Genomic DNA, 18,513 nt, shown 5'->3' with positions numbered 1-18,513 from the left:
TAGTCAACAAATAAAAATTATGGGAATAGCAGAACGAAAAGCAAAAGAAAAGGAGGAGTTGAAAAAGCTTATCCTCCAGGCAGCCAAAAAACTATTTGCTGAGAAAGGTATAGAACAGACTACCATTCGTAATATAGCCAATGCTATTGAATACAGTGTGGGTACGGTATATGTCTATTTTAAAGACAAGAAAGAGATCTTACATGAACTGCACACACAAGGGTTTAAACAACTTGGTGGTGACATGCGGGTGCTTTTCAACGTGAGCGATCCAATGGAAAGATTGAAGGCTTTGGGGCGCGTATATCTGCAATTCTCTATTGAAAACCAGGATATGTATGACTTGATGTTCCATATGAAAGAGCCTATAGAGTGTTTGGAATCTCAGGAGTGGAGTGAAGGCTGCGCTACTTTTGATGTGTTGCGGACTACCGTGAATGAATGCATGGAAAATGGGCATTTTAAAGGACATCAATTGGAACCCCTTACTTTTGCAATTTGGAGTACCGTTCACGGCATGGCGTCATTGCACATCGCTCAACGTGTGGAGAGAGTAAACCTTAAAGAGCCTGAGACCATTTTATACAGAGCTTACGATGAGTTTGTTTTGATGATGGATAAAAGCTAAAAAATTTTCAGTTATTATGAACAGTGTTCATTAATATAACTACATTCAAAATAGTGAAATAATAATTTAAAATAGAGATGATCAAGAAGAGATTTTATAGAAGCAAAAATGGCAATGCGCAAAAAGAAAAAGCCATAAAAAATCACTCGATAGTGAAAAGTTTGCGCGAAATCATGATCCTGAGTACATGCTTATATGTAGGCATCGTCGTTCCGGCACTATCCCAATCGATACTCGATGACTATGTAGCCATTGGTAAAGAGAACAATCTGGCGCTCAAGCAAGAAGATTTCATGCTCAGTAAAAGCATTGAGGCACTAAGAGAAGCTAAGGGCTTATTTATGCCCTCTGTTTATTTCAATGCCTCTTACACACTGGCCAATGGTGGCCGGACCATCGATATACCCATCGGTGATTTGCTAAATCCCGTATATGCCACCCTCAACGGCTTGACCAACAGTCAGGACTTTCCGACTGACATGCCCAATGCCAGTGAACAACTACTACCTAACAAATTTCATGATACGAGGCTGGAGTTTCGCCTTCCTATTTTTAATACAGACATTTATTATAACTACAAGGCAAAATCCTCGCTTATATCGGTACAGCAGGCTCAGCGTGATACCTATGAAAAAGAACTGGAGAAGGAGATAAAAACAGGATACTACCAATATCTACAAACACTGGAGGTACTGAATATCTATGACTCGACGGAGACAGTTTTAAAAGAACTGGTCAAGGTAAACGAGTCATTGGTTAAAAACAATAAAGCAACCAGTGATGCTGTCTACAATGCACAATATGAGTTAAGTGACTTGTACAGCAAAAAGGCGGAAGCTTACCGCCAGCATCAATTGGCAAAAAGTTACTTCAATTTTCTCCTTAACCGAGAATTGAGCGATTCGATTTATACGGACCCGGAAATCATCCTTTTTGCAAAAACGACAGATGAACCCGAATCACTTCAGGAACAGGCGATTCAGAATCGTGAAGAATTGCGGCAGGTACAATATGGCATTGAAGCCAGTCAATACATAGTCAAGCTAAATAAAGGAAGCAAGCTGCCCAACCTGTCAGTAGGAGGAGCAGCAGGGTTTCAGGGCTTTGGCTATGATTTTGACAGCAAGCAGGACTATCGTCTTCTACAGTTTAACCTGAGTGTACCATTATATACCGGCAAAAGGAATGATTCTAAAATACAGCAGGCAACGATAGAGGTAGACCGCATGCATGCCAGGGAACAAGAGCTTCGTCAACAAATACGTGTGCAGGTGGCAGATGCTTATCGTAACCTGCAAGCCGCCCAATCCATGGTAGATGCTCGCGCTGCCGGAGCTAAAAGTGCAGCGGAAAGCTTCAAAATAATCAAAAGAAAATACGAAGAAAGCAAGGTCATTCTGGTCGAATACCTTGACGCCAGAACAAAGTTTACCAACTCTCAAATCAGCCTGGCCATTGCACAATATAATGTATTAATCCGGGAGGCAGAACTACAACGAGTACTTGCATTATGATCACTAATAAAATATTAACCATTTAAAAACATCCATCACCAAATCAACACCGGGAAATATTAGAAGAAAGAAGTCGGAAGACCGTAGACTGAAGAGAACAACTTCGTCGCACTGGCTATAGGGATTCCGTCTTCAAAATAAAATCATAAAGATATAAAACGACCACGACGAGATTGTCACACAGAAGAATGTTTAAATCACTTCCGTCTTCGGTCTTCTAACTTAAATTATAAACACATGAAAAACAGAATCAAATCAACAGGAAGTTATATGGCTTTTGTACTGGCCGCATTGCTAATAAGCTGCAGCAATACGGAAACTCCCGTGCAAGGAAGCCATGAAATTGCAGTGAACCTCTATAAGGTTGAAAGTAAAGAAATGGTGCAGCCCGTATATGCATCGGGTTTATTATTTTCAGAAACAGAAGCCGTATTGTCATTTAAGATTGGCGGCATCATTCAGGAAATGCTTGTAGAAGAGGGAGATGCCGTAAAAAAGGGACAACTTCTTGCCAAACTGGACCTCACCGAAATTAATGCACAGGTCATCCAGGCTCAGAATGGCGTGGAAAAAGCCGAAAGAGATCTCGCAAGGGTGAAAAGCCTGTATGCTGATGGAGCCGCAACATTAGAAAATGTGCAGGACCTCACCACAGCCCTTAACGTGGCTAAAGAAGGGTTACGCATTGCGGCATTCAATCAAAAATTTGCTGAAATAAGAGCCGTATCTAATGGTAGCATTGTGAAAAAAATGAGAAATCAAGGCGAATTGGTTTCTCCAGGTATGCCCGTGTTTTTCATGAACGATACCGGCAACGACCAGTGGAAATTAAAAGTAGGTATAGCCGATAAGGACTGGATAAGGCTAAAGGAAGGCGACAAGGCTACTGTATCTTTTGACGCCTATCCTGAAACCGAATTTGAGGGATTGGTCCTGCGGCTGGCAGAAGGAGCAGATCCAACCAACGGATCTTATCAGGTAGAAATACAAGTGGACCCTAAGGGTAAAAAGTTTGCTGTAGGGTTGTTTGCCGAGACAAAAATTACCCCTTCGCAACCCAAAAGCTATAAAGTGATCCCCGTAGAAGCATTAGTTGAAGGCTTTGGTAAAAGTGGATTTGTATTTACCATGGATGGGAAGGATAAAGTGAAGAAAATCCCTATTGAAGTAGCCTTCATGCTGGACAATAAGATAGCCATAAAAAGCGGTCTTGAAAACACTAATGACGTGATCGCCGCAGGATCAGGGTATCTGACAGAATATTCCACTGTCAAAGTAATTGATGCTGGAGGAAAAGTCAGCGCAGGTTTATAATTAACTCTTAAAAGTAGAAAAGTGAAAAATATCATATCATTTTTTGTTAAAAATGCCTCATTTACCATCGTATGCCTCATAGCCATACTTGCACTAGGCATAAACTCACTGGTAAACATGCCACGGCGTGAAGACCCGGAAGTGAACTTTCCCCGGTTCTTTGTAGTGGCTGTCTATCCAGGTGCATCTCCACTCGACATGGAGGACCAGGTAGTGGAACCTTTGGAAAACCGTATTAATGAGCTTGACGATTTAAAAAAGTTTAGAAGTACCATAGAAGACGGCCTTGTCGTCATTGATGTAGAGTATGAGTTTGACGTAGATCGGGATGAAAAATACTCCGAAATAGTGAGAGAGGTCAATGCTGCCAGAAACGAACTGCCGGATGACCTGTACCTCCTGGAAGTTCAGGAGTTCAACTCATCGGATGTAAATATTTTTCAAATGGCACTTGTATCCGAGACAGCCTCCTATGCTGAAATGGAAGAAATAGCGGAGAATTTTGAAGAAGAGATGGAAAAGGTATCAGGTTTCAAAAAGGTGGAAACCTGGGGATATCCTGAGCAGGAGGTAAGGGTAGAGTTGAACCTTCAAAAAATTGCCCAACAAGGAATACGCCTTGATTATGTATACGGTGCACTGCAGTCAGAAAATGTAAACATACCCGGTGGAGCCATTAACATGAACAGCAGACGGTTTAATGTGAAAACCAGTGGTGACTATGAAGACCTGGAGGATATTCGGAATACTGTAGTTTTTGCAGATAATTATAAGATCATCAAGCTTCGTGACATTGCTACCGTAGAGCTCTCCTACAAAGAGGAGCAGCACCGCACCCGGTTTAATGGTCATAAAGCAGTCTTGTTAACTGCCACTCAAAAAGATGGAGAAAACATATTCAATGTCGGAGATGATGCATGGCCGATCATAGAGAAATTCAAATCGACCCTACCGGATCATGTAGATATGGTCGTTAATTTTGACCAGTCTGAAAACGTGAAGTACCGCTTGAGGAGCTTCGCGAGAGACTTTGGTATCGCCATTTTATTGGTGATGATTACGCTGTTGCCGCTCGGTACACGTGCATCCCTGGTGGTAATGATCTCCATTCCACTTTCACTTTCCATTGGCCTGTTTGTGATGGATACACTGGGCTATACGATCAACCAGTTGAGCATTGTAGGCTTAATTGTAGCATTGGGCATATTGGTGGATGATGCCATTGTAGTGGTAGAGAACATCGAGCGGTATTTAAGAAATGGAGCAACGAAGATGCAAGCGTCAATTGAGGCCGTGAAACAGATAGCTATGGCCGTTGTTGGAGTTACGGCTACATTGGTGGTCGCTTTTCTTCCGCTATTGTACCTCCCTGGTGGCTCGGGTGATTTCATCAGAGGATTACCCATGGCGGTAGTCACGACAGTGGTAGCTTCTCTGCTGGTATCATTGACGATCGTACCATTTCTTTCCAGTCGTATTCTAAAGACGCACACCGGTACTGGTGAAGGCAACATTTTTATGAGGGCCTTACAGCGATTCATTGATAAGTATTACTCGAAAGTGCTGGACGCCGCATTGGCAAGGCCGTGGCTCACCATATTTCTGGCGGGAGGTTTATTGGTCGGATCGTTCGGGTTGATCCCTGTCATCGGATTTAGCCTTTTTCCAAAATCAGAAAAGCCACAGTTTCAGATCAATGTGGAGTTGCCCATCACGGCCAACCTGGATGAAACTGACCGAGTCGTACAGTATATTGATAGCGTATTGCTGAAGCGGAATGATATCACCTATTTCACGTCCAATGTTGGTGCAGGTAACCCGACGGTCTACTACAACGTGAGGCAGCGAAATGAACAACCCAATTTCGCCCAGGTGTTTGTTCAGCCCGATGCCCATTCATACGAGGAGAAGGAATTGATCGTTAATGAGTTACGTGAGAAATTCAGCCATTATCCCAACGCAAGGATCCAGGTAATTGATTATGAACAAGGCCCGCCTTTGGAAGCTCCCGTTGCGATCAGAATCTTTGGCGAAAACCTGGACACACTAAGGAACCTGGCGCTTCGAGTTGAAAAGATCATCGAGCATACGCCTGGCTCCGAGTATATCACCAACCCCATTGCCAATAAGAAAACAGACTTGAAGGTCAGCATTAATAAGAAAAAGGCGGGATTGTACGGAGTACCGACTGCAGCTATTGACCAAACGGTGAGAATGGCCATTGCCGGCTTGCCTATGGCAGAATTTTCCAAAGGAGAGGGGGAAGATAAAATCGAAATTGTGGCTACCCTTCCCCGGGACAAATTTCCTACCATGGAGGCACTGGATAACCTTTACGTCTACTCCTACACGGGAAAGGCAATCCCGTTGCGACAGGTTGCGGATATCACCTTCGAATCGGATTTTTCGAAGATCTATCATTACGATGAAGCAAGATATACTACCGTGAATGCATACGCGGTAAGTGGTGTCAAATACTCCACACTCAACGCAAACATCATACAGCAACTAGATCAGATGGTATTCCCGGAAGGGTATTATTATAAAGCGGCCGGAGAGCTGGAAAATGCAGATGATGCATTTGCAGGAGTTGAGATTGTAGGAATGATTGCAGGTGTGCTCTTTTTGCTAATCCTAATTCTGGAATTCGGATCTTTCAAGAGTTCAATGATCGTACTTTCAGTTATCCCTCTGGGTATGATCGGAGCCTTTATAGCCCTCTGGCTTACAGGCAATCCTTTGTCCTTTACTGCAGCCGTGGGTTCTATAGCACTTATAGGAATAGAAATTAAAAACTCTATCCTGCTGGTAGATTTTACCAACCAGCTTCGATCTGAGGGAATGGAACTGATGGAGGCCATCAAAAAAGCAGCAAAAACAAGGTTCGTCCCCATCACACTGACTACACTAACCGCTACACTGGCCTTGGTGCCATTGATTCTGGATGCCAATCCATTGTATTCAGGGTTAGTGGTGGTACTTATGGGCGGACTGATAAGCTCTACACTCCTGGCATTTCTGGTATGTACAGTGGTTTACAAATTGATCCCTCCGGAGATCGAGGTTACCGGCCAAAAGGAAACTGTTAAAGAGGAATTACTCACAAAATTAAGTCATATATAGAACCAAGATGAAATGAAAAGAATAAAGTTAATTCTGTTTTGCTTACTGATTGGAGTTAGCACAGCCTTTTCACAAACAAATAATAACAATAACAACAACAATAATAATAGTAATAATCAAACCGAATCGATCATGACATTTCAAAATGTAAGAACACAAACAGTCAATGTTGGAGGCACAGCCTTTTCTTATCGCATACTGGGAGAAAATAAACCTGGCTTGCCTATAATTTTCCTCAATCACTTATCTGCTACACTGGATGAGTGCGACCCAAGAATTATCGATGGCCTGGCTTCAGTACATCCAATCATTTGTTTTGATAACCGAGGTATAGGCTCTACAGGAGGCGCAACTCCTAAAACTGTTGCAGAGATGGCCACAGATGCAATTGCTTTTATAAAAGCACTTGGTTATCAAAAAGTTGATTTATTCGGCTTTTCACTGGGTGGTTTTATCTCGCAGGAAATTTTACTTCGTGAACCACAACTTGTCCGAAAAGCAATACTGGCAGGCACAGGCCCTGCAGGTGGTGAGCATATCAGCAAAATGACACCAGTAGTTATCAAGGATGTGATCAAAAGTAAATTCACCTTAAGAAACGAAAAATTCTATTTATTCTTCAATAGGAATACCAATGGACGCAAGGCGGCTAAAAACTACCTGGCAAGGCTAAAAGAAAGAAAAGAAAATCGAGGTGAAAAGTTAAAAATGAAACATTTGACACATCAACTTGATGCAATAAAAGCTTACGGCTTGCAATCACCACAAGATCTGTCAGTGATCAAACAACCGGTTTTGATCGTGAATGGTGAGAACGACAAGATGGTACCAATTATCAATTCAACATCCTTGAAAGACAGGATTTCGGGGTCAGAGATCATCATTTATAAAGATGCAGGTCACGGCAGCATATTCCAGTACCACGAAGAGTTTGTGAAAAGTGCACTGAAATTTCTTGAATAATAAAAACCGAATAAAATGACAAAAACAATTCTAATTACAGGTGCATCATCAGGGTTTGGATTGATGCTGGCAAATAATCTTCACCATAAAGGTTTCAACGTCATTGGAACAAGCCGTGAACCCAATAAATATCAGGACAAAGTTGGCTTCAAATTATTGAGACTAGACATAGCTGACGAGTCTTCAATTGAAGAATTTACAAAACAACTTTTTGAGACAGTTAGCCAGTTGGATGTTTTGGTTAATAGTGCTGGTTATATGCTGACGGGAATTGCCGAGGAAACTCCATCGAATGTGGGTAAGAAACAGTTTGAAACGAATTTTTGGGGAACCGTCAATCTAACAAACTCCATTCTGCCCTATTTCAGAAAGCAAAGAAGTGGCCAGATCATAACCGTTAGCTCTATCATGGGCTTAATAGGATTACCCAACAAATCCATATACACAGCATCAAAGCACGCTTTGGAAGGGTATTTTAAATCGCTGCGCTTTGAATTAAGCCAATTTAATATCAAGGTCAATATGGTTCAGCCCATGTGGGCAAAGACTAACCTTGGAGCGAATACGATATCATCAAATGGCGATATCCCTGATTATCAGCAGTATAAAAAACAAGTTGATGCCTACATCAAAAAAAGCATGGCTGAAGGAGAAGAGCCTGAAACTGTTGTCAAAGTCATAGAAAAGCTAATAGATACAAAATCATCTAAATTTCGAAATCCGGTTGGTAAGATGTCTAAAATGATCTTGTTTCTCAACAACTACGCTTATTCTATGTTTGAAGGGGCCATACATAAAAGTGTTAAAACAGCAAAGTAAAGGAACTTGAAATTAGAACCTTTATCTGATGTATCTAAAGTAAATAGTTATGACAAAGTATCTGGCATTATTGGAAAAGCGAAGGACGATGCTCCTGAAAAATACAGAACACCTTACAACGGATCAGTACAATCTCGTTCCCCCGGGATTCAACAACAACATTATCTGGAATATGGGACATACACTTATAATTAGTGAAAGTCTTCTATATGGTAGTACACCATTTAAAATTCCTCGGCACGAGTTTGAAATAGAGGGGTTCAAGAAAGGAACAAAGCCGGAACTGGCTATAGATGATTACGGAATTTCATTAATCAGGAAATCACTGTCGGATACAGTTCCTGCATTAAGAAAATTACTCAACGATGCTGAAGTAACAAGTTCACAAATATCAAAGAGTGATCCTCTTCACCCATTAATCAGTGACAAATCTTTGGACTTCATGCTTTTTCATGAGGATATGCACTTTGCAAAAATTCAGCAGCTTTTACCCTATGTGTTAAAATGACTTGATGAGCCATTATTGAATGTTTTGATAGAATCATTAAATAATACATAAAATGAAAAAATACATATTAATTACCGGAGCATCATCCGGGATCGGTCATGAAATGGCCCGGCAGCTTGCGGCTCTGAAGTACAACCTGATCCTTATAGCCCGCAGCGAGGATAAATTGAAAGCTATGCAGCAGGAGTTATCTTCAAAACATGGTAATGATGTGCAATTTATTACCAAAGACCTGAGTCATACGGAACAGGCAGTTGAGTTGTACGATGCTATCAAGTCAGCCAAATACGAGGTGTCGCATTTAGTCAACAATGCCGGGTTTGGAAACTATGGAAGTTTTCTGGAAACCTCCCTGGATGAGGAGTTGAACATGATCGATCTCAACATCAGCAGTCTGGTGATCCTTACCAAAATGTTTGCAAGAGATATGGTTGCCCGGAAATCGGGCAGGATCATGAATGTATCTTCACTGCTCGCTTTTTTGCCTTTTCCTTATCAGTCCGTGTATTCAGCTACCAAGTCTTTTGTTCAGGCCTTTTCGGAAACGCTCGCCGCAGAATTGGAAGGAAGCGGTGGGTGGTTACGGCACTTGCCCCCGGCATCACAGAAACAGCGTTTATTTCACCTGAAATGCGGAAAATGAATCACCTGCAATCTACTAAACCCACGCCCGTGAAAGCGGTGGCTGAAGCAGGGGTGAAGCTTCTGTTACATGGCAAAGGAAAGAAAATTGTAGGTTTTCAAAACCGGTTTAATTCCATTCTAGCGCGAATAATGCCAAGCTCAGCCATGATGACTGTCAAGAGGAAGCTGGCGAGCAAGTCTTAATGGTTAGGATTGGGTGAAAGTTCGTGATCTATAAATCATAGATAAAATGAAGCGAAAAATCCTTTTTGCAATGATTATGGGGATAATAACAACCGGGGCTATTTCACTTTTGGTTATAGCTGTCAATACAGATCTATCCGGATTGGTTTTTCTCAGGGTTTGGCTAAAATCATGGGGAATGGCCTATCTGGTTATTATTCCTTGCATTCTTTTTATTGGCCCTCCCGTAGAGAGAATAGTTGATTTTATTTTGAAAAAACAGTAAAACTATGGACAACAATAGGCTAAAATTACTCAAACAATACATTGGAAAACCTTTTTCAGGAAGCCCATCACCTTTTGCTAAATGGCTGGACGGAATCGTCATTTCTGCAAGTGAAAAATCCGTTGAATTTCAATTTACGGTCAGAAAAGAGATGACAAACCCAGTAGGAATGCTACATGGAGGTGTTATTTCAGGTATGATAGATGAATGTATAGGCGTAACATTCTTTGTAATGGGGCTGGAATATTTTTATCCGACTATTAACCTTAATGTAGAATTTTTCAGTGCGGCACAGGAAGGTGACACTGTCCGGGTTCAGACACAAGTGGTAAAACAGGGAAAAACGATCATCAATATCAAAGCCGACATGCTAAATGAGTCAGGGAAAATACTTGCTTCAGCGACTTCCAACCTAGCTGTCAGTGGCATTAAAATTCCTTTTTGATAACAGGGTAGGAAAGTAAGAAAATAAACTATGAATTTACAGTATGATGTAACAGTTATTGGCTCTGGTCCGGGCGGATACGTAGCCGCAATCCGTGCAAGCCAGTTGGGCTATAAAGTGGCTATTGTCGAAAAGTATAGCAACTTGGGCGGAACCTGCACTAATGTAGGGTGTATACCGGCCAAAGCATTGCTGGATAGTTCGGAGCATTATCATCAGGCACTGGAGCGATTTAAAACTCATGGCATCGATGTGGGTAGTTTGAAGCTGAATTTTCAGCAGTTCATTAAAAGAAAAAGCGACGTCGTTTCGCAAAATACATCAGGATTGGATTACCTGATGAAGAAGAACAAAATCGATGTGTACCATGGCCTGGGCAGCTTCGTCGATAGCGAACACGTTCAGGTAACAGGTTCCGGACAAAGCAGTATACTTGGTTCTAAGTATTTTATAGTTGCTACAGGCTCAAAGCCATCAACCATCCCAGGTGTGGTAATAGATAAAAAGCGGATTATTACATCTACTGAAGGCCTGTCGCTCAATGCCAGGCCAAAGTCTATGGTTGTTATTGGAGGGGGTGTAATTGGTGTGGAGTTAGCCTCTGTCTATGCCCGGATCGGTACAGAAGTGACAATCATTGAATTTATGGACTCATTGATTCCCACTATGGATAGAGAACTCGGAAAGGCACTTCAAAAATCCTTGACAAAACTGAATATTAAGATACTGCTCAATAGCAGGGTTCAATCGGCAACAAATCTTGGTGAAGATGCAGCGGTCAATTTCATAGATCAAGGAGGGTTGGCACAGGAAATTAAGGCTGATTATATATTGGTAGCTGTTGGCCGGAAGGCCTATACGGACGGACTTAATCTCGAAGCAGTTGGAGTAGAAACAGAGAGAGGTAAAATTAGGGTAAATGGTCAATTACAGACCAATATTCCTAATATTTATGCTATTGGTGACGTAATAGACGGGCCTATGCTCGCTCATAAGGCAGAAGAAGAGGGAACGCTTGTAGCAGAGGTTATTAATGGTCAAAAACCTCACATCAATTATAATTTAATACCTGGTGTAGTTTATACATGGCCCGAAGTGGCATCGGTGGGTTATACCGAAGAGCAACTAAAAAAAGAGAACAGAACCTACCGTATAGGTAAATTTCCGTTTGCGGCCAGTGGCCGTGCACGAGCTGCTATGGAGCCAGATGGGTTTGTGAAAGTGATAGCCGATACAAAATATGGTGAGATTTTGGGAGTACATATCATAGGCCCAAGAGCTGCTGATCTTATTGCGCAGGCAGTAACAGGTATGCACTATGAAGGAACGGACGAAGACATGTTTCGGATGTCCTATGCGCATCCTACTTATTCAGAAGCTTTAAAAGAAGCCTTTTTACTTGCCTCAGGGCAGGGCGCCATAAACTTATAGATAAACCGTACAATAAATAATAGTGTATGGAAAAGGATCGGATCCTTGCAGGATGCAGGCGTTTATTTGAAAAATGGGGGGTACACAGGGTTACCATGGACGAAGTATCCAAGCATCTTGGCATATCAAAAAAAACACTTTACAAGGTCTATGTCAATAAAGATGCTATCGTATCAGACTTCGTCAAGCATTTAATTGAAGAAAGCAGATTAGAACTCCGGCGTAGAACGGCCGATAGTCATACAGAAATCATGCGGCTCTCAATTTTTAATTGGTTTATTATTGAACAGGCACTTACGCTGGGTGCAATTCTTTTCTATGATATCCGAAAGTATCACCCTGCGGCATTCAACCTCATTAAGAATTATAAACATGAATTGACGCACATCTTAAATAATCTTTTGGAGGAAGGTCAGAGGGCAGGAATGTTTAGAAGTGAAATCAATACCATGTTGTTTGCTGAACTAAGGATCAACATACTTAAATGGGATGTTATGGAGGCAAAGACAAATGTCAGGACCATTGCGGCCAAACAAAAACAACTCACCGATTTAATCCTGCATGGACTTCAAGTAAGCCATGGATAAAGATATATTTCAAAACACAATTTAAGTATCATCAAGAGTTCCTAAAAAGAATTAAAAGTTTTTAACAGTAAATAGTATTAAAACAAATCATAAAAAACATGAATGTTGTGAATTTTAAACAAATCGCCACGCTATCCATATCGGTGGCTGAGTCGTATCGCAGAGGCTGGCAAATTGCGGTTGGTAAAATAGAGAATAGCGGAAGTGATACTTTGCGTTCAGGCACTGATACCTTCACTGAAAAGGATCTGGTCTGGCTCAATGAGTATGGAGTACCCAAGGAAATTGAATATGGCCTAAAGTACCTGGCCAATATAGTTTCGGATGATACCCAATTTGTTACGGAAAGCTGGCAGGGCATTTTTAGCACGTGATATCAACAATGAAAATTTACTTAACAAATGAAAATTAGAATTAAGCACTAAAGAATTATACTCCATTAGTACCGGTACTTCACTAAGCCTGAACCCATTTGTGCCATGCATAATAGCATCGTGGGTGGGCTTCACTATATCAGAAGAGTTTAGATCTGTTTTGAACAAGGGCATAGATTAATAGAAGAAAAGATTAAAGTGCACAATAAACTTGGCTGGATCTCAGATTTCAGGCAAGGAGAAATGGTTGCAGACGAAGATGTAAGGTGGGCCGCTGAAAGCTGGAACATTAGGGCACATAAGGCAGGCATTCGGTATAATGCCCTAATAATTCCTGAAAATACCTTTCTGAAAATTGGGGCCGACGAATACACGGAAACTACTGAAAAAGCTGGAGATATCACAGTGCGTCAATTTTTGGACCTGGAATCGGCAAAAAACTGGCTTAGAGAGGTTTTAAAATAGGGCGTACTGATTAAGAAAACAGACTGATTTTCAGTTAAATACACAAGAAGTGTAGAAAGATAAAACCCCGAAATAGGCTAAATAAAGCTTTTTTTGGGTTTTTTGTTTTGTTAAATCGAACTGCGACCAACAATAAAACGCTGCAATTTATGACGGATCAAGAGCTTTTCCAACCTCAACAGCATGGCACTTATTCAAGAACAGCGATATGGGAAGGATTTATGACAGTATACCCTATAACCCATTGTCAGATGTCTCCCTGAAGAAAATAAAGGGCCCGTTGCCCCTCGCTGGTTTTCCGCTCAGGGCATGTTTGGGCCAATGTTTCTCAAGGCCTACTTAAATATGAGTGATAAAAAACTCATCGATCGTTTTAATACTGATTGGAGCCTTCAGTTAAGAAGTTGTTCTCGAATAATCAAAGAGTTAAGGATGTTAAGCGACAAGGAAAACAAAAGCTTAAATTGCTTCCTTAACATTTACTGGCTCCTTCTCCGCGTTTAACCGTTCATCCCTTATCAGTTTATCAACCAATCGGCTATGCTTTATGTTGCGGGCTTTGGTACGCAGGTATTTAGTTAACCTGCCTTCAAAGTCACTAAGTACGTTCATGTAATTGATAAAGGCCAGATAAGGAGAAGGGTAGGGGTTAAAATATTTGTGTACCTGCCCGTCTGCAAAATCTTTAGTGCTCATATAGTAAAAATGATCACTGGTCTGTAAGTATTGCCAGTCCCTGAGAATTTCCCGGCTGTCACATTTTCTGATCTTTTTTCTTAGTTTGTATAGAGACTCAAAGGCATCTTTCTGCAGTGTATTGCCCAGCCATGCGCTGAGATCTCTGGCCTCGTCAGCCCAGGAGATGGTCTCAGGAACAGACAGGATATCAACCGGTTCGAATCTGTCAAGCGCCTCGGAAGGGTGAATAAAAGAGTAATCCGACGAGGAAAATACATGTGCGGGCAGGTCATTCAGAAATTTGAATATACCACTATCTGACCACTGATGTTCTCCAAAAGTTTCGTAATCCATGAATAAGTTAACGACCTGATGATATTTTGGAAGCCTGTTAAGCCAACTGACATATTTCTCCACATTTAATGGCCATTGACTCCAGGACCTGTCAGAGAACCGGAAAGCAATGTCATCGCTAAGCTTGTAGTTTTTAAGGAGTATCTTAAAGTCTGAAACCGGATGAGTGCTATAAACATAATTGGGACTTTTATGGGCGAGTATTCGATCTGCTCCTTCGGTTAACATTCCTTTAAAGCCCATGTCGGCCACCTGACGGCCAATGGTATCGTTGTAGATTAATTCTGTATTTCTAAATACCTTCGGATATTGCCCAAACGTTTGGTAGATCTTCCTTACATGCTGATTTACCTGGTTTTTAAACTCTTTTTTGGATGCAATTGAAGCCAGTGAGTGGGTATATGTTTCTGCCAATAGTTCAACATGTCCTGTATCTACCAGTCTTTTAAAGCTGGTCAATACCTCAGGCGTATATAGCTCAAACTGCTCCAGGGCTGTACCTGATATGGAGAAACTAACCTTAAAATTACCCTGGTTGCCGGTGAGAAGATCATAAAGTAACTCGTTGGCAGGTAAGTAGCACTTTTTAGCAATTTTTTTGATGATGGACGAATTTGTTGCCTCATCGTAATATTGATGACTACGGCCAACATCAAAAAAACGGTAATGCCTCAACCGGAACGGTTGGTGAACCTGGAAGTAAAAACAAATAGCACTCATACGGTAGTTGGTTTTTAGATTTTTACAGTTTACTCGTTTATTTCTGATACATGTTGTTTAAGTTTCTGGTTATAAACTTCTTTAATTCCGGACGCTGACTTTTCCCAATTCAACTCCCTGATATCAACCTTTCCGTTTTCACGGAAAAGACCGGAAAGGCTGTTGTACTGAAGCAGAGCCGCAATGGCATCTGCCAGGGCATCTACGTCCCAAAAGTCAACCTTTATGGCATTTTTCAATACTTCAGACACTCCGGATTGTTTGGAGATGATAACAGGTACATTGGCCTGTATGGCTTCCAGGGGAGCTATGCCAAACGGCTCAGACACTGAGGGCATAACAAAAACATCGCTCATAGCGTACATCTGATCCACTTCCGTACCTTTCAAAAAGCCGGTAAAATGAAATCTGGAGCTCATTTTTAACGCCGCAACAAGCTCGATCATGGAGGGCATCATATCACCGCCGCCAGCCATTACAAACCTCACATCCGGGATAACATCCAGTACTTTTCTGGCAGCCTCTACAAAGTATTCCGGCCCTTTCTGGTAGGTGATCCGTCCCATAAAGGTTACCACTTTTTCCTGAACTCCTTTCGATAAATGGCTATTGTTACCGTTGTTTTTGAAGATAATACCGTTGTGAACCACACTTACCTTATGAGGAGAAATACCGTATTTATCGATGACTATTTTCCGGGTGTACTCACTTACTGCAATTACATGGTCCGCCTGCTGCATACCTTCTTTTTCTATGTCGAATACAGCCTGGTTGACATTTTCACCGGACCTGTCATATTCCGTAGCATGAATGTGCGCAACAAAAGGCTTACCACTGGCTTCCTTTGCGGCAACTCCCGCCGGATATGCAAGCCAATCGTGTGCATGTATAATATCAAAATCATAAGTGGTGGCTATTTCTGACGCAACTACAGCATATTTATGCACTTCCTGCATTAACTCACCACCGTACTTACCGGTCATTTGAAAACGCTGTGGCTTTGACGGTTCGGTATGGATTGCCGTTTCCGTTTTTTCCACTTTTGTGTGGCCGGTTTCCTCCGGCTCAGGAATGGTATAAGGTGCGAGTGGAGAGTGAGCTTCAACGTATTGCAGCCTCTCCACCCATTTTTGCACAACAGGCATGGCCGGATTGATCAATACTTCACTGGCATTTACCAGTCTGAACGCTTCGCGGTTCTCATCTCCATGAAGCTTCGGCACGACAAAGGTTACCTGTACTTCCTGCTGAAGTAACCCTGTAACAATGCCATAACAGGCCGTGCCCAAGCCCCCTGAGATATGCGGCGGGAATTCCCACCCAAACATAAGTACCTTCATTATAGATTATAGAGTTCTTTTGTTTTTGAAGATTTATTTTTTGATGTTCTTTCCTTTTTAACTGAGTATTGATCTATAAGCTGTTTTATTCTTAGTATTTCAGCAACGCTCCATGCCTGGGAAATGGCGCCGCCGGGTACAGTATCATTGCCATTGTAAACCTCGCAAAGCGTTCCAAGTCCAAGTTCCACAATAGCAGGTTCCAGCTCTTTATATAGCTTTTTAACAAAATCTATGGCTTCAGTACCCTTTACTTTAATATAAGCTTCAGCAAATGGCCCTAGCAGCCATACCCATGCCGTCCCCTGATGGTAGGACATGTCACGTGTATATTGATTTCCATAATATGTTCCTTTGTAAGCCGGGTCAGAGGGGGCAAGGGTTCTTATACCTCTTACAGTAAGCAGCTCATCCTTTACCTTATCTACAATGCTTTCCGCCATATCGTTGGTTACCGGACTGAAAGGCAATGAAATGGCAAATAACTGATTGGGTTTAAAGGACCAATCTGCATATTCACCCTCAACACAGTCCGCCAGATAACCCTTCATTTCACTCCAATAAGTAATTATAAATGAATTTTTGATCAGTTCAGGATAGGTATTCCATTGGTTAACAAAGCCCTCATCACCGGATTGCCCTGCGGCTTGCAGAGCGAAGTTTACAGCATTATACCATAAAGCATTAACCTCTACCGGCATGCCAAAGCGCGGTGTTACCGGCGCACCATCTTGCATGGCGTCCATCCATGTGAGGGCATGATTTTTATCTCCGGAGCTGATCAGGCCGGATTTCAGCATATGGGTGTTATAATGGGTGCCGTTCTTAAAGTTATGCAGTATGGACTTGATGCTGTCACCATAAAGCTCCCACACCTTTTTACTATCTTTCGTGTATAATGCATACTGTTGCAGTGCCCATATAAACCATAATGGAGCATCTACGGAATTGTAGGCGGCATTCTTACCTCTACCTGTATTTGGGAAGAATCCATCCTTTAATTCTTTAAGCATAGAGTCTAGCACCAGCCTGAATATATCGGGCTTATTTAAAGAAAGCGTTAAGCCAGGGAGGGCAATGAACGTGTCACGGCCCCATTGGCCAAACCAGGGCCATCCGGCAACGATGAACGTATTTCCATTTTCGTATATTATAAACTGCTCTGCGGCATTCAGCAGGCAGCTTTCAAAATCTTTTCTTGGAGTAATTCTTTCTTTCTCTGCCTTAAAATTGCTTTTAAGCGCACGGGCTTTTGTTTCGGCCGTGCCAGCAGCAAATACCAGTTCGTCTCCTTTTTGAATGGTATATTCAAAATAACCCGGCACGAAAAGCGACTCGGCATATTCGTAGCCGCGTTCCTGTTCTTTTTGATACTCTATATTGTGGTACCAGTCAGGGGTTGGTACAAAGACCCCCTTCTTCGAATTTTGAAAGTATAAAGGATCATAGTTGGGGAACATGCTGAATTTAATGCCATTAATGATCTCTTCAAACGTGGCCTGTGAGTTGGTATCCGTAGTTCTTATTGTGTGATAATTGCGGCATGCCAGGAATGGCCTCAACTGAAGCTTAAACTTACCCTTGCCTTCCAATAAATGGTACCTGACCATTAGTGTGTTGGTTTCCCTGGCCAGAAGGATTTCTTTTTCCATTAAGACTTCTCCCATATTATAGATCCATTTCGGGGTTTGCTCCAGAGAGAAGCTCTCCATATATTGCTGGCCTTCTGGAAAATGAACGCCGGGATATTGGTGAACACCCAGGGCATACCCTGTATCACCCTTCATAAGTGTTTCATCCAGATTAGCAAGCAACACATGATGTTGTTTGTCAATTTGCGGTTGCGGAGCTATCAGCAGGCCATGATACTTCCTGGTATTGCACAAAGAAACTGTTGTACTGCAATAAGCTCCAAGGCGGTTAGTCAGTATAATTTCCTTCTCCTTGGAGTAAGATAGGTCATTAAGCAAAGGCTTGGTTAACTTGATGTACGACATGGTTGGTTGGTTTTGGTGGATAACTCACAATAAGCACTTTTGTCAATTGAAATTCGATGATTCCGGTCATTCATCCCCGCTGATCGTAATCATAATACTGTACTATAATGTACACCTAAATAAACACTGATAGAAGCAAGTTGTTTTACAAAATTGTTAA

At 41.8% G+C, this 18,513-nt stretch carries 18 protein-coding genes; 15 read left to right on the top strand and 3 right to left on the bottom strand.

Annotated elements, in window-relative coordinates:
* The first annotated feature begins 19 nt into the window (after nucleotides 1–19).
* The 15 genes from LVD17_RS23020 (at nucleotide 20) to LVD17_RS22950 (ending at nucleotide 13,264) form a co-directional block, all read left to right on the top strand.
* Nucleotides 20–628: a TetR/AcrR family transcriptional regulator gene (locus LVD17_RS23020; protein WP_233761746.1), complete on the top strand. Its 609-nt coding sequence runs from the start codon at nucleotides 20–22 to the stop codon at nucleotides 626–628.
* A 77-nt stretch (nucleotides 629–705) separates the two neighbouring features.
* Nucleotides 706–2,142 (top strand): TolC family protein, encoded by a 1,437-nt coding sequence (locus tag LVD17_RS23015; RefSeq protein WP_233761744.1) that lies wholly within the window; start codon nucleotides 706–708, stop codon nucleotides 2,140–2,142.
* 237 nt (nucleotides 2,143–2,379) lie between these two features.
* The gene (locus LVD17_RS23010) at nucleotides 2,380–3,456 is read left to right on the top strand and encodes an efflux RND transporter periplasmic adaptor subunit (protein ID WP_233761742.1); all 1,077 of its coding nucleotides are present in this window, start codon (nucleotides 2,380–2,382) and stop codon (nucleotides 3,454–3,456) included.
* A 21-nt stretch (nucleotides 3,457–3,477) separates the two neighbouring features.
* Nucleotides 3,478–6,579, top strand: coding sequence for an efflux RND transporter permease subunit (locus tag LVD17_RS23005; protein ID WP_233761740.1), 3,102 nt, complete (start codon nucleotides 3,478–3,480; stop codon nucleotides 6,577–6,579).
* A gap of 132 nt (nucleotides 6,580–6,711) precedes the next feature.
* Nucleotides 6,712–7,542: an alpha/beta fold hydrolase gene (locus tag LVD17_RS23000; protein ID WP_233761738.1), complete on the top strand. Its 831-nt coding sequence runs from the start codon at nucleotides 6,712–6,714 to the stop codon at nucleotides 7,540–7,542.
* 15 nt (nucleotides 7,543–7,557) lie between these two features.
* Nucleotides 7,558–8,361: an SDR family oxidoreductase gene (locus LVD17_RS22995; protein ID WP_233761735.1), complete on the top strand. Its 804-nt coding sequence runs from the start codon at nucleotides 7,558–7,560 to the stop codon at nucleotides 8,359–8,361.
* Nucleotides 8,362–8,410: 49 nt separating this feature from the next.
* Entirely contained in the window at nucleotides 8,411–8,869 is a 459-nt protein-coding gene (locus LVD17_RS22990) for a DinB family protein (RefSeq protein ID WP_233761733.1), read from the top strand.
* Between the two features lie 52 nt (nucleotides 8,870–8,921).
* Nucleotides 8,922–9,512 carry an SDR family NAD(P)-dependent oxidoreductase gene (locus tag LVD17_RS22985; protein WP_233761731.1) on the top strand — a complete coding sequence of 197 codons (591 nt, stop codon included), beginning with the start codon at nucleotides 8,922–8,924 and terminating at the stop codon, nucleotides 9,510–9,512.
* A complete protein-coding gene (locus LVD17_RS22980) occupies nucleotides 9,509–9,697 on the top strand; it encodes a hypothetical protein (RefSeq protein ID WP_233761729.1) in 189 nt (62 codons plus the stop codon). Before LVD17_RS22985 ends, LVD17_RS22980 begins: the two co-directional genes overlap by 4 nt.
* Nucleotides 9,698–9,743: 46 nt before the next feature.
* The gene (locus LVD17_RS22975) at nucleotides 9,744–9,962 is read left to right on the top strand and encodes a DUF2798 domain-containing protein (RefSeq protein WP_233761727.1); all 219 of its coding nucleotides are present in this window, start codon (nucleotides 9,744–9,746) and stop codon (nucleotides 9,960–9,962) included.
* Nucleotides 9,963–9,966: 4 nt separating this feature from the next.
* Nucleotides 9,967–10,407, top strand: coding sequence for a PaaI family thioesterase (locus LVD17_RS22970; RefSeq protein WP_233761725.1), 441 nt, complete (start codon nucleotides 9,967–9,969; stop codon nucleotides 10,405–10,407).
* Nucleotides 10,408–10,437: 30 nt separating this feature from the next.
* Nucleotides 10,438–11,838, top strand: coding sequence for a dihydrolipoyl dehydrogenase (lpdA, locus tag LVD17_RS22965; RefSeq protein WP_233761723.1), 1,401 nt, complete (start codon nucleotides 10,438–10,440; stop codon nucleotides 11,836–11,838).
* A gap of 26 nt (nucleotides 11,839–11,864) precedes the next feature.
* A complete protein-coding gene (locus tag LVD17_RS22960) occupies nucleotides 11,865–12,425 on the top strand; it encodes a TetR/AcrR family transcriptional regulator (RefSeq protein ID WP_233761721.1) in 561 nt (186 codons plus the stop codon).
* A 107-nt stretch (nucleotides 12,426–12,532) separates the two neighbouring features.
* The gene (locus LVD17_RS22955; RefSeq protein WP_233761719.1) at nucleotides 12,533–12,799 is read left to right on the top strand and encodes a hypothetical protein; all 267 of its coding nucleotides are present in this window, start codon (nucleotides 12,533–12,535) and stop codon (nucleotides 12,797–12,799) included.
* A gap of 198 nt (nucleotides 12,800–12,997) precedes the next feature.
* Entirely contained in the window at nucleotides 12,998–13,264 is a 267-nt protein-coding gene (locus LVD17_RS22950; protein WP_233761717.1) for a hypothetical protein, read from the top strand.
* Nucleotides 13,265–13,723: 459 nt separating this feature from the next.
* Here LVD17_RS22950 and LVD17_RS22945 read toward each other — a convergent pair whose 3' ends face one another.
* The 3 genes from LVD17_RS22945 to LVD17_RS22935 are packed head-to-tail and all read right to left on the bottom strand — an operon-like array spanning nucleotide 13,724 to nucleotide 18,353.
* A complete protein-coding gene (locus LVD17_RS22945; protein WP_233761715.1) occupies nucleotides 13,724–15,016 on the bottom strand; it encodes a glycoside hydrolase family 57 protein in 1,293 nt (430 codons plus the stop codon).
* Between the two features lie 29 nt (nucleotides 15,017–15,045).
* The gene (locus LVD17_RS22940) at nucleotides 15,046–16,356 is read right to left on the bottom strand and encodes a glycosyltransferase family 4 protein (protein ID WP_233761713.1); all 1,311 of its coding nucleotides are present in this window, start codon (nucleotides 16,354–16,356) and stop codon (nucleotides 15,046–15,048) included.
* A complete protein-coding gene (locus LVD17_RS22935; RefSeq protein ID WP_233761711.1) occupies nucleotides 16,356–18,353 on the bottom strand; it encodes an amylo-alpha-1,6-glucosidase in 1,998 nt (665 codons plus the stop codon). Before LVD17_RS22935 ends, LVD17_RS22940 begins: the two co-directional genes overlap by 1 nt.
* Nucleotides 18,354–18,513 lie beyond the last annotated feature (160 nt).

It is taken from the genome of Fulvivirga ulvae (assembly GCF_021389975.1).
Taxonomy (GTDB): Bacteria; Bacteroidota; Bacteroidia; order Cytophagales; family Cyclobacteriaceae; genus Fulvivirga; species Fulvivirga ulvae.
This window is presented reverse-complemented; position numbering and strand designations above follow the sequence as displayed.

Excerpts from the sequence above, each read along its gene's own strand:
- LVD17_RS22995 (WP_233761735.1), top strand. The coding sequence starts at position 7,558 with ATGACAAAAACAATTCTAATTACAGGTGCATCATCAGGGTTTGGATTG.
- lpdA (WP_233761723.1), top strand. The coding sequence starts at position 10,438 with ATGAATTTACAGTATGATGTAACAGTTATTGGCTCTGGTCCGGGCGGA.
- LVD17_RS22975 (WP_233761727.1), top strand. The coding sequence starts at position 9,744 with ATGAAGCGAAAAATCCTTTTTGCAATGATTATGGGGATAATAACAACC.
- LVD17_RS23015 (WP_233761744.1), top strand. The coding sequence starts at position 706 with ATGATCAAGAAGAGATTTTATAGAAGCAAAAATGGCAATGCGCAAAAA.
- LVD17_RS22985 (WP_233761731.1), top strand. The coding sequence starts at position 8,922 with ATGAAAAAATACATATTAATTACCGGAGCATCATCCGGGATCGGTCAT.
- LVD17_RS22945 (WP_233761715.1), bottom strand. The coding sequence starts at position 15,016 with ATGAGTGCTATTTGTTTTTACTTCCAGGTTCACCAACCGTTCCGGTTG.
- LVD17_RS23020 (WP_233761746.1), top strand. The coding sequence starts at position 20 with ATGGGAATAGCAGAACGAAAAGCAAAAGAAAAGGAGGAGTTGAAAAAG.
- LVD17_RS22990 (WP_233761733.1), top strand. The coding sequence starts at position 8,411 with ATGACAAAGTATCTGGCATTATTGGAAAAGCGAAGGACGATGCTCCTG.
- LVD17_RS22980 (WP_233761729.1), top strand. The coding sequence starts at position 9,509 with ATGAATCACCTGCAATCTACTAAACCCACGCCCGTGAAAGCGGTGGCT.
- LVD17_RS23010 (WP_233761742.1), top strand. The coding sequence starts at position 2,380 with ATGAAAAACAGAATCAAATCAACAGGAAGTTATATGGCTTTTGTACTG.
- LVD17_RS22940 (WP_233761713.1), bottom strand. The coding sequence starts at position 16,356 with ATGAAGGTACTTATGTTTGGGTGGGAATTCCCGCCGCATATCTCAGGG.
- LVD17_RS23000 (WP_233761738.1), top strand. The coding sequence starts at position 6,712 with ATGACATTTCAAAATGTAAGAACACAAACAGTCAATGTTGGAGGCACA.
- LVD17_RS22960 (WP_233761721.1), top strand. The coding sequence starts at position 11,865 with ATGGAAAAGGATCGGATCCTTGCAGGATGCAGGCGTTTATTTGAAAAA.
- LVD17_RS22935 (WP_233761711.1), bottom strand. The coding sequence starts at position 18,353 with ATGTCGTACATCAAGTTAACCAAGCCTTTGCTTAATGACCTATCTTAC.
- LVD17_RS22970 (WP_233761725.1), top strand. The coding sequence starts at position 9,967 with ATGGACAACAATAGGCTAAAATTACTCAAACAATACATTGGAAAACCT.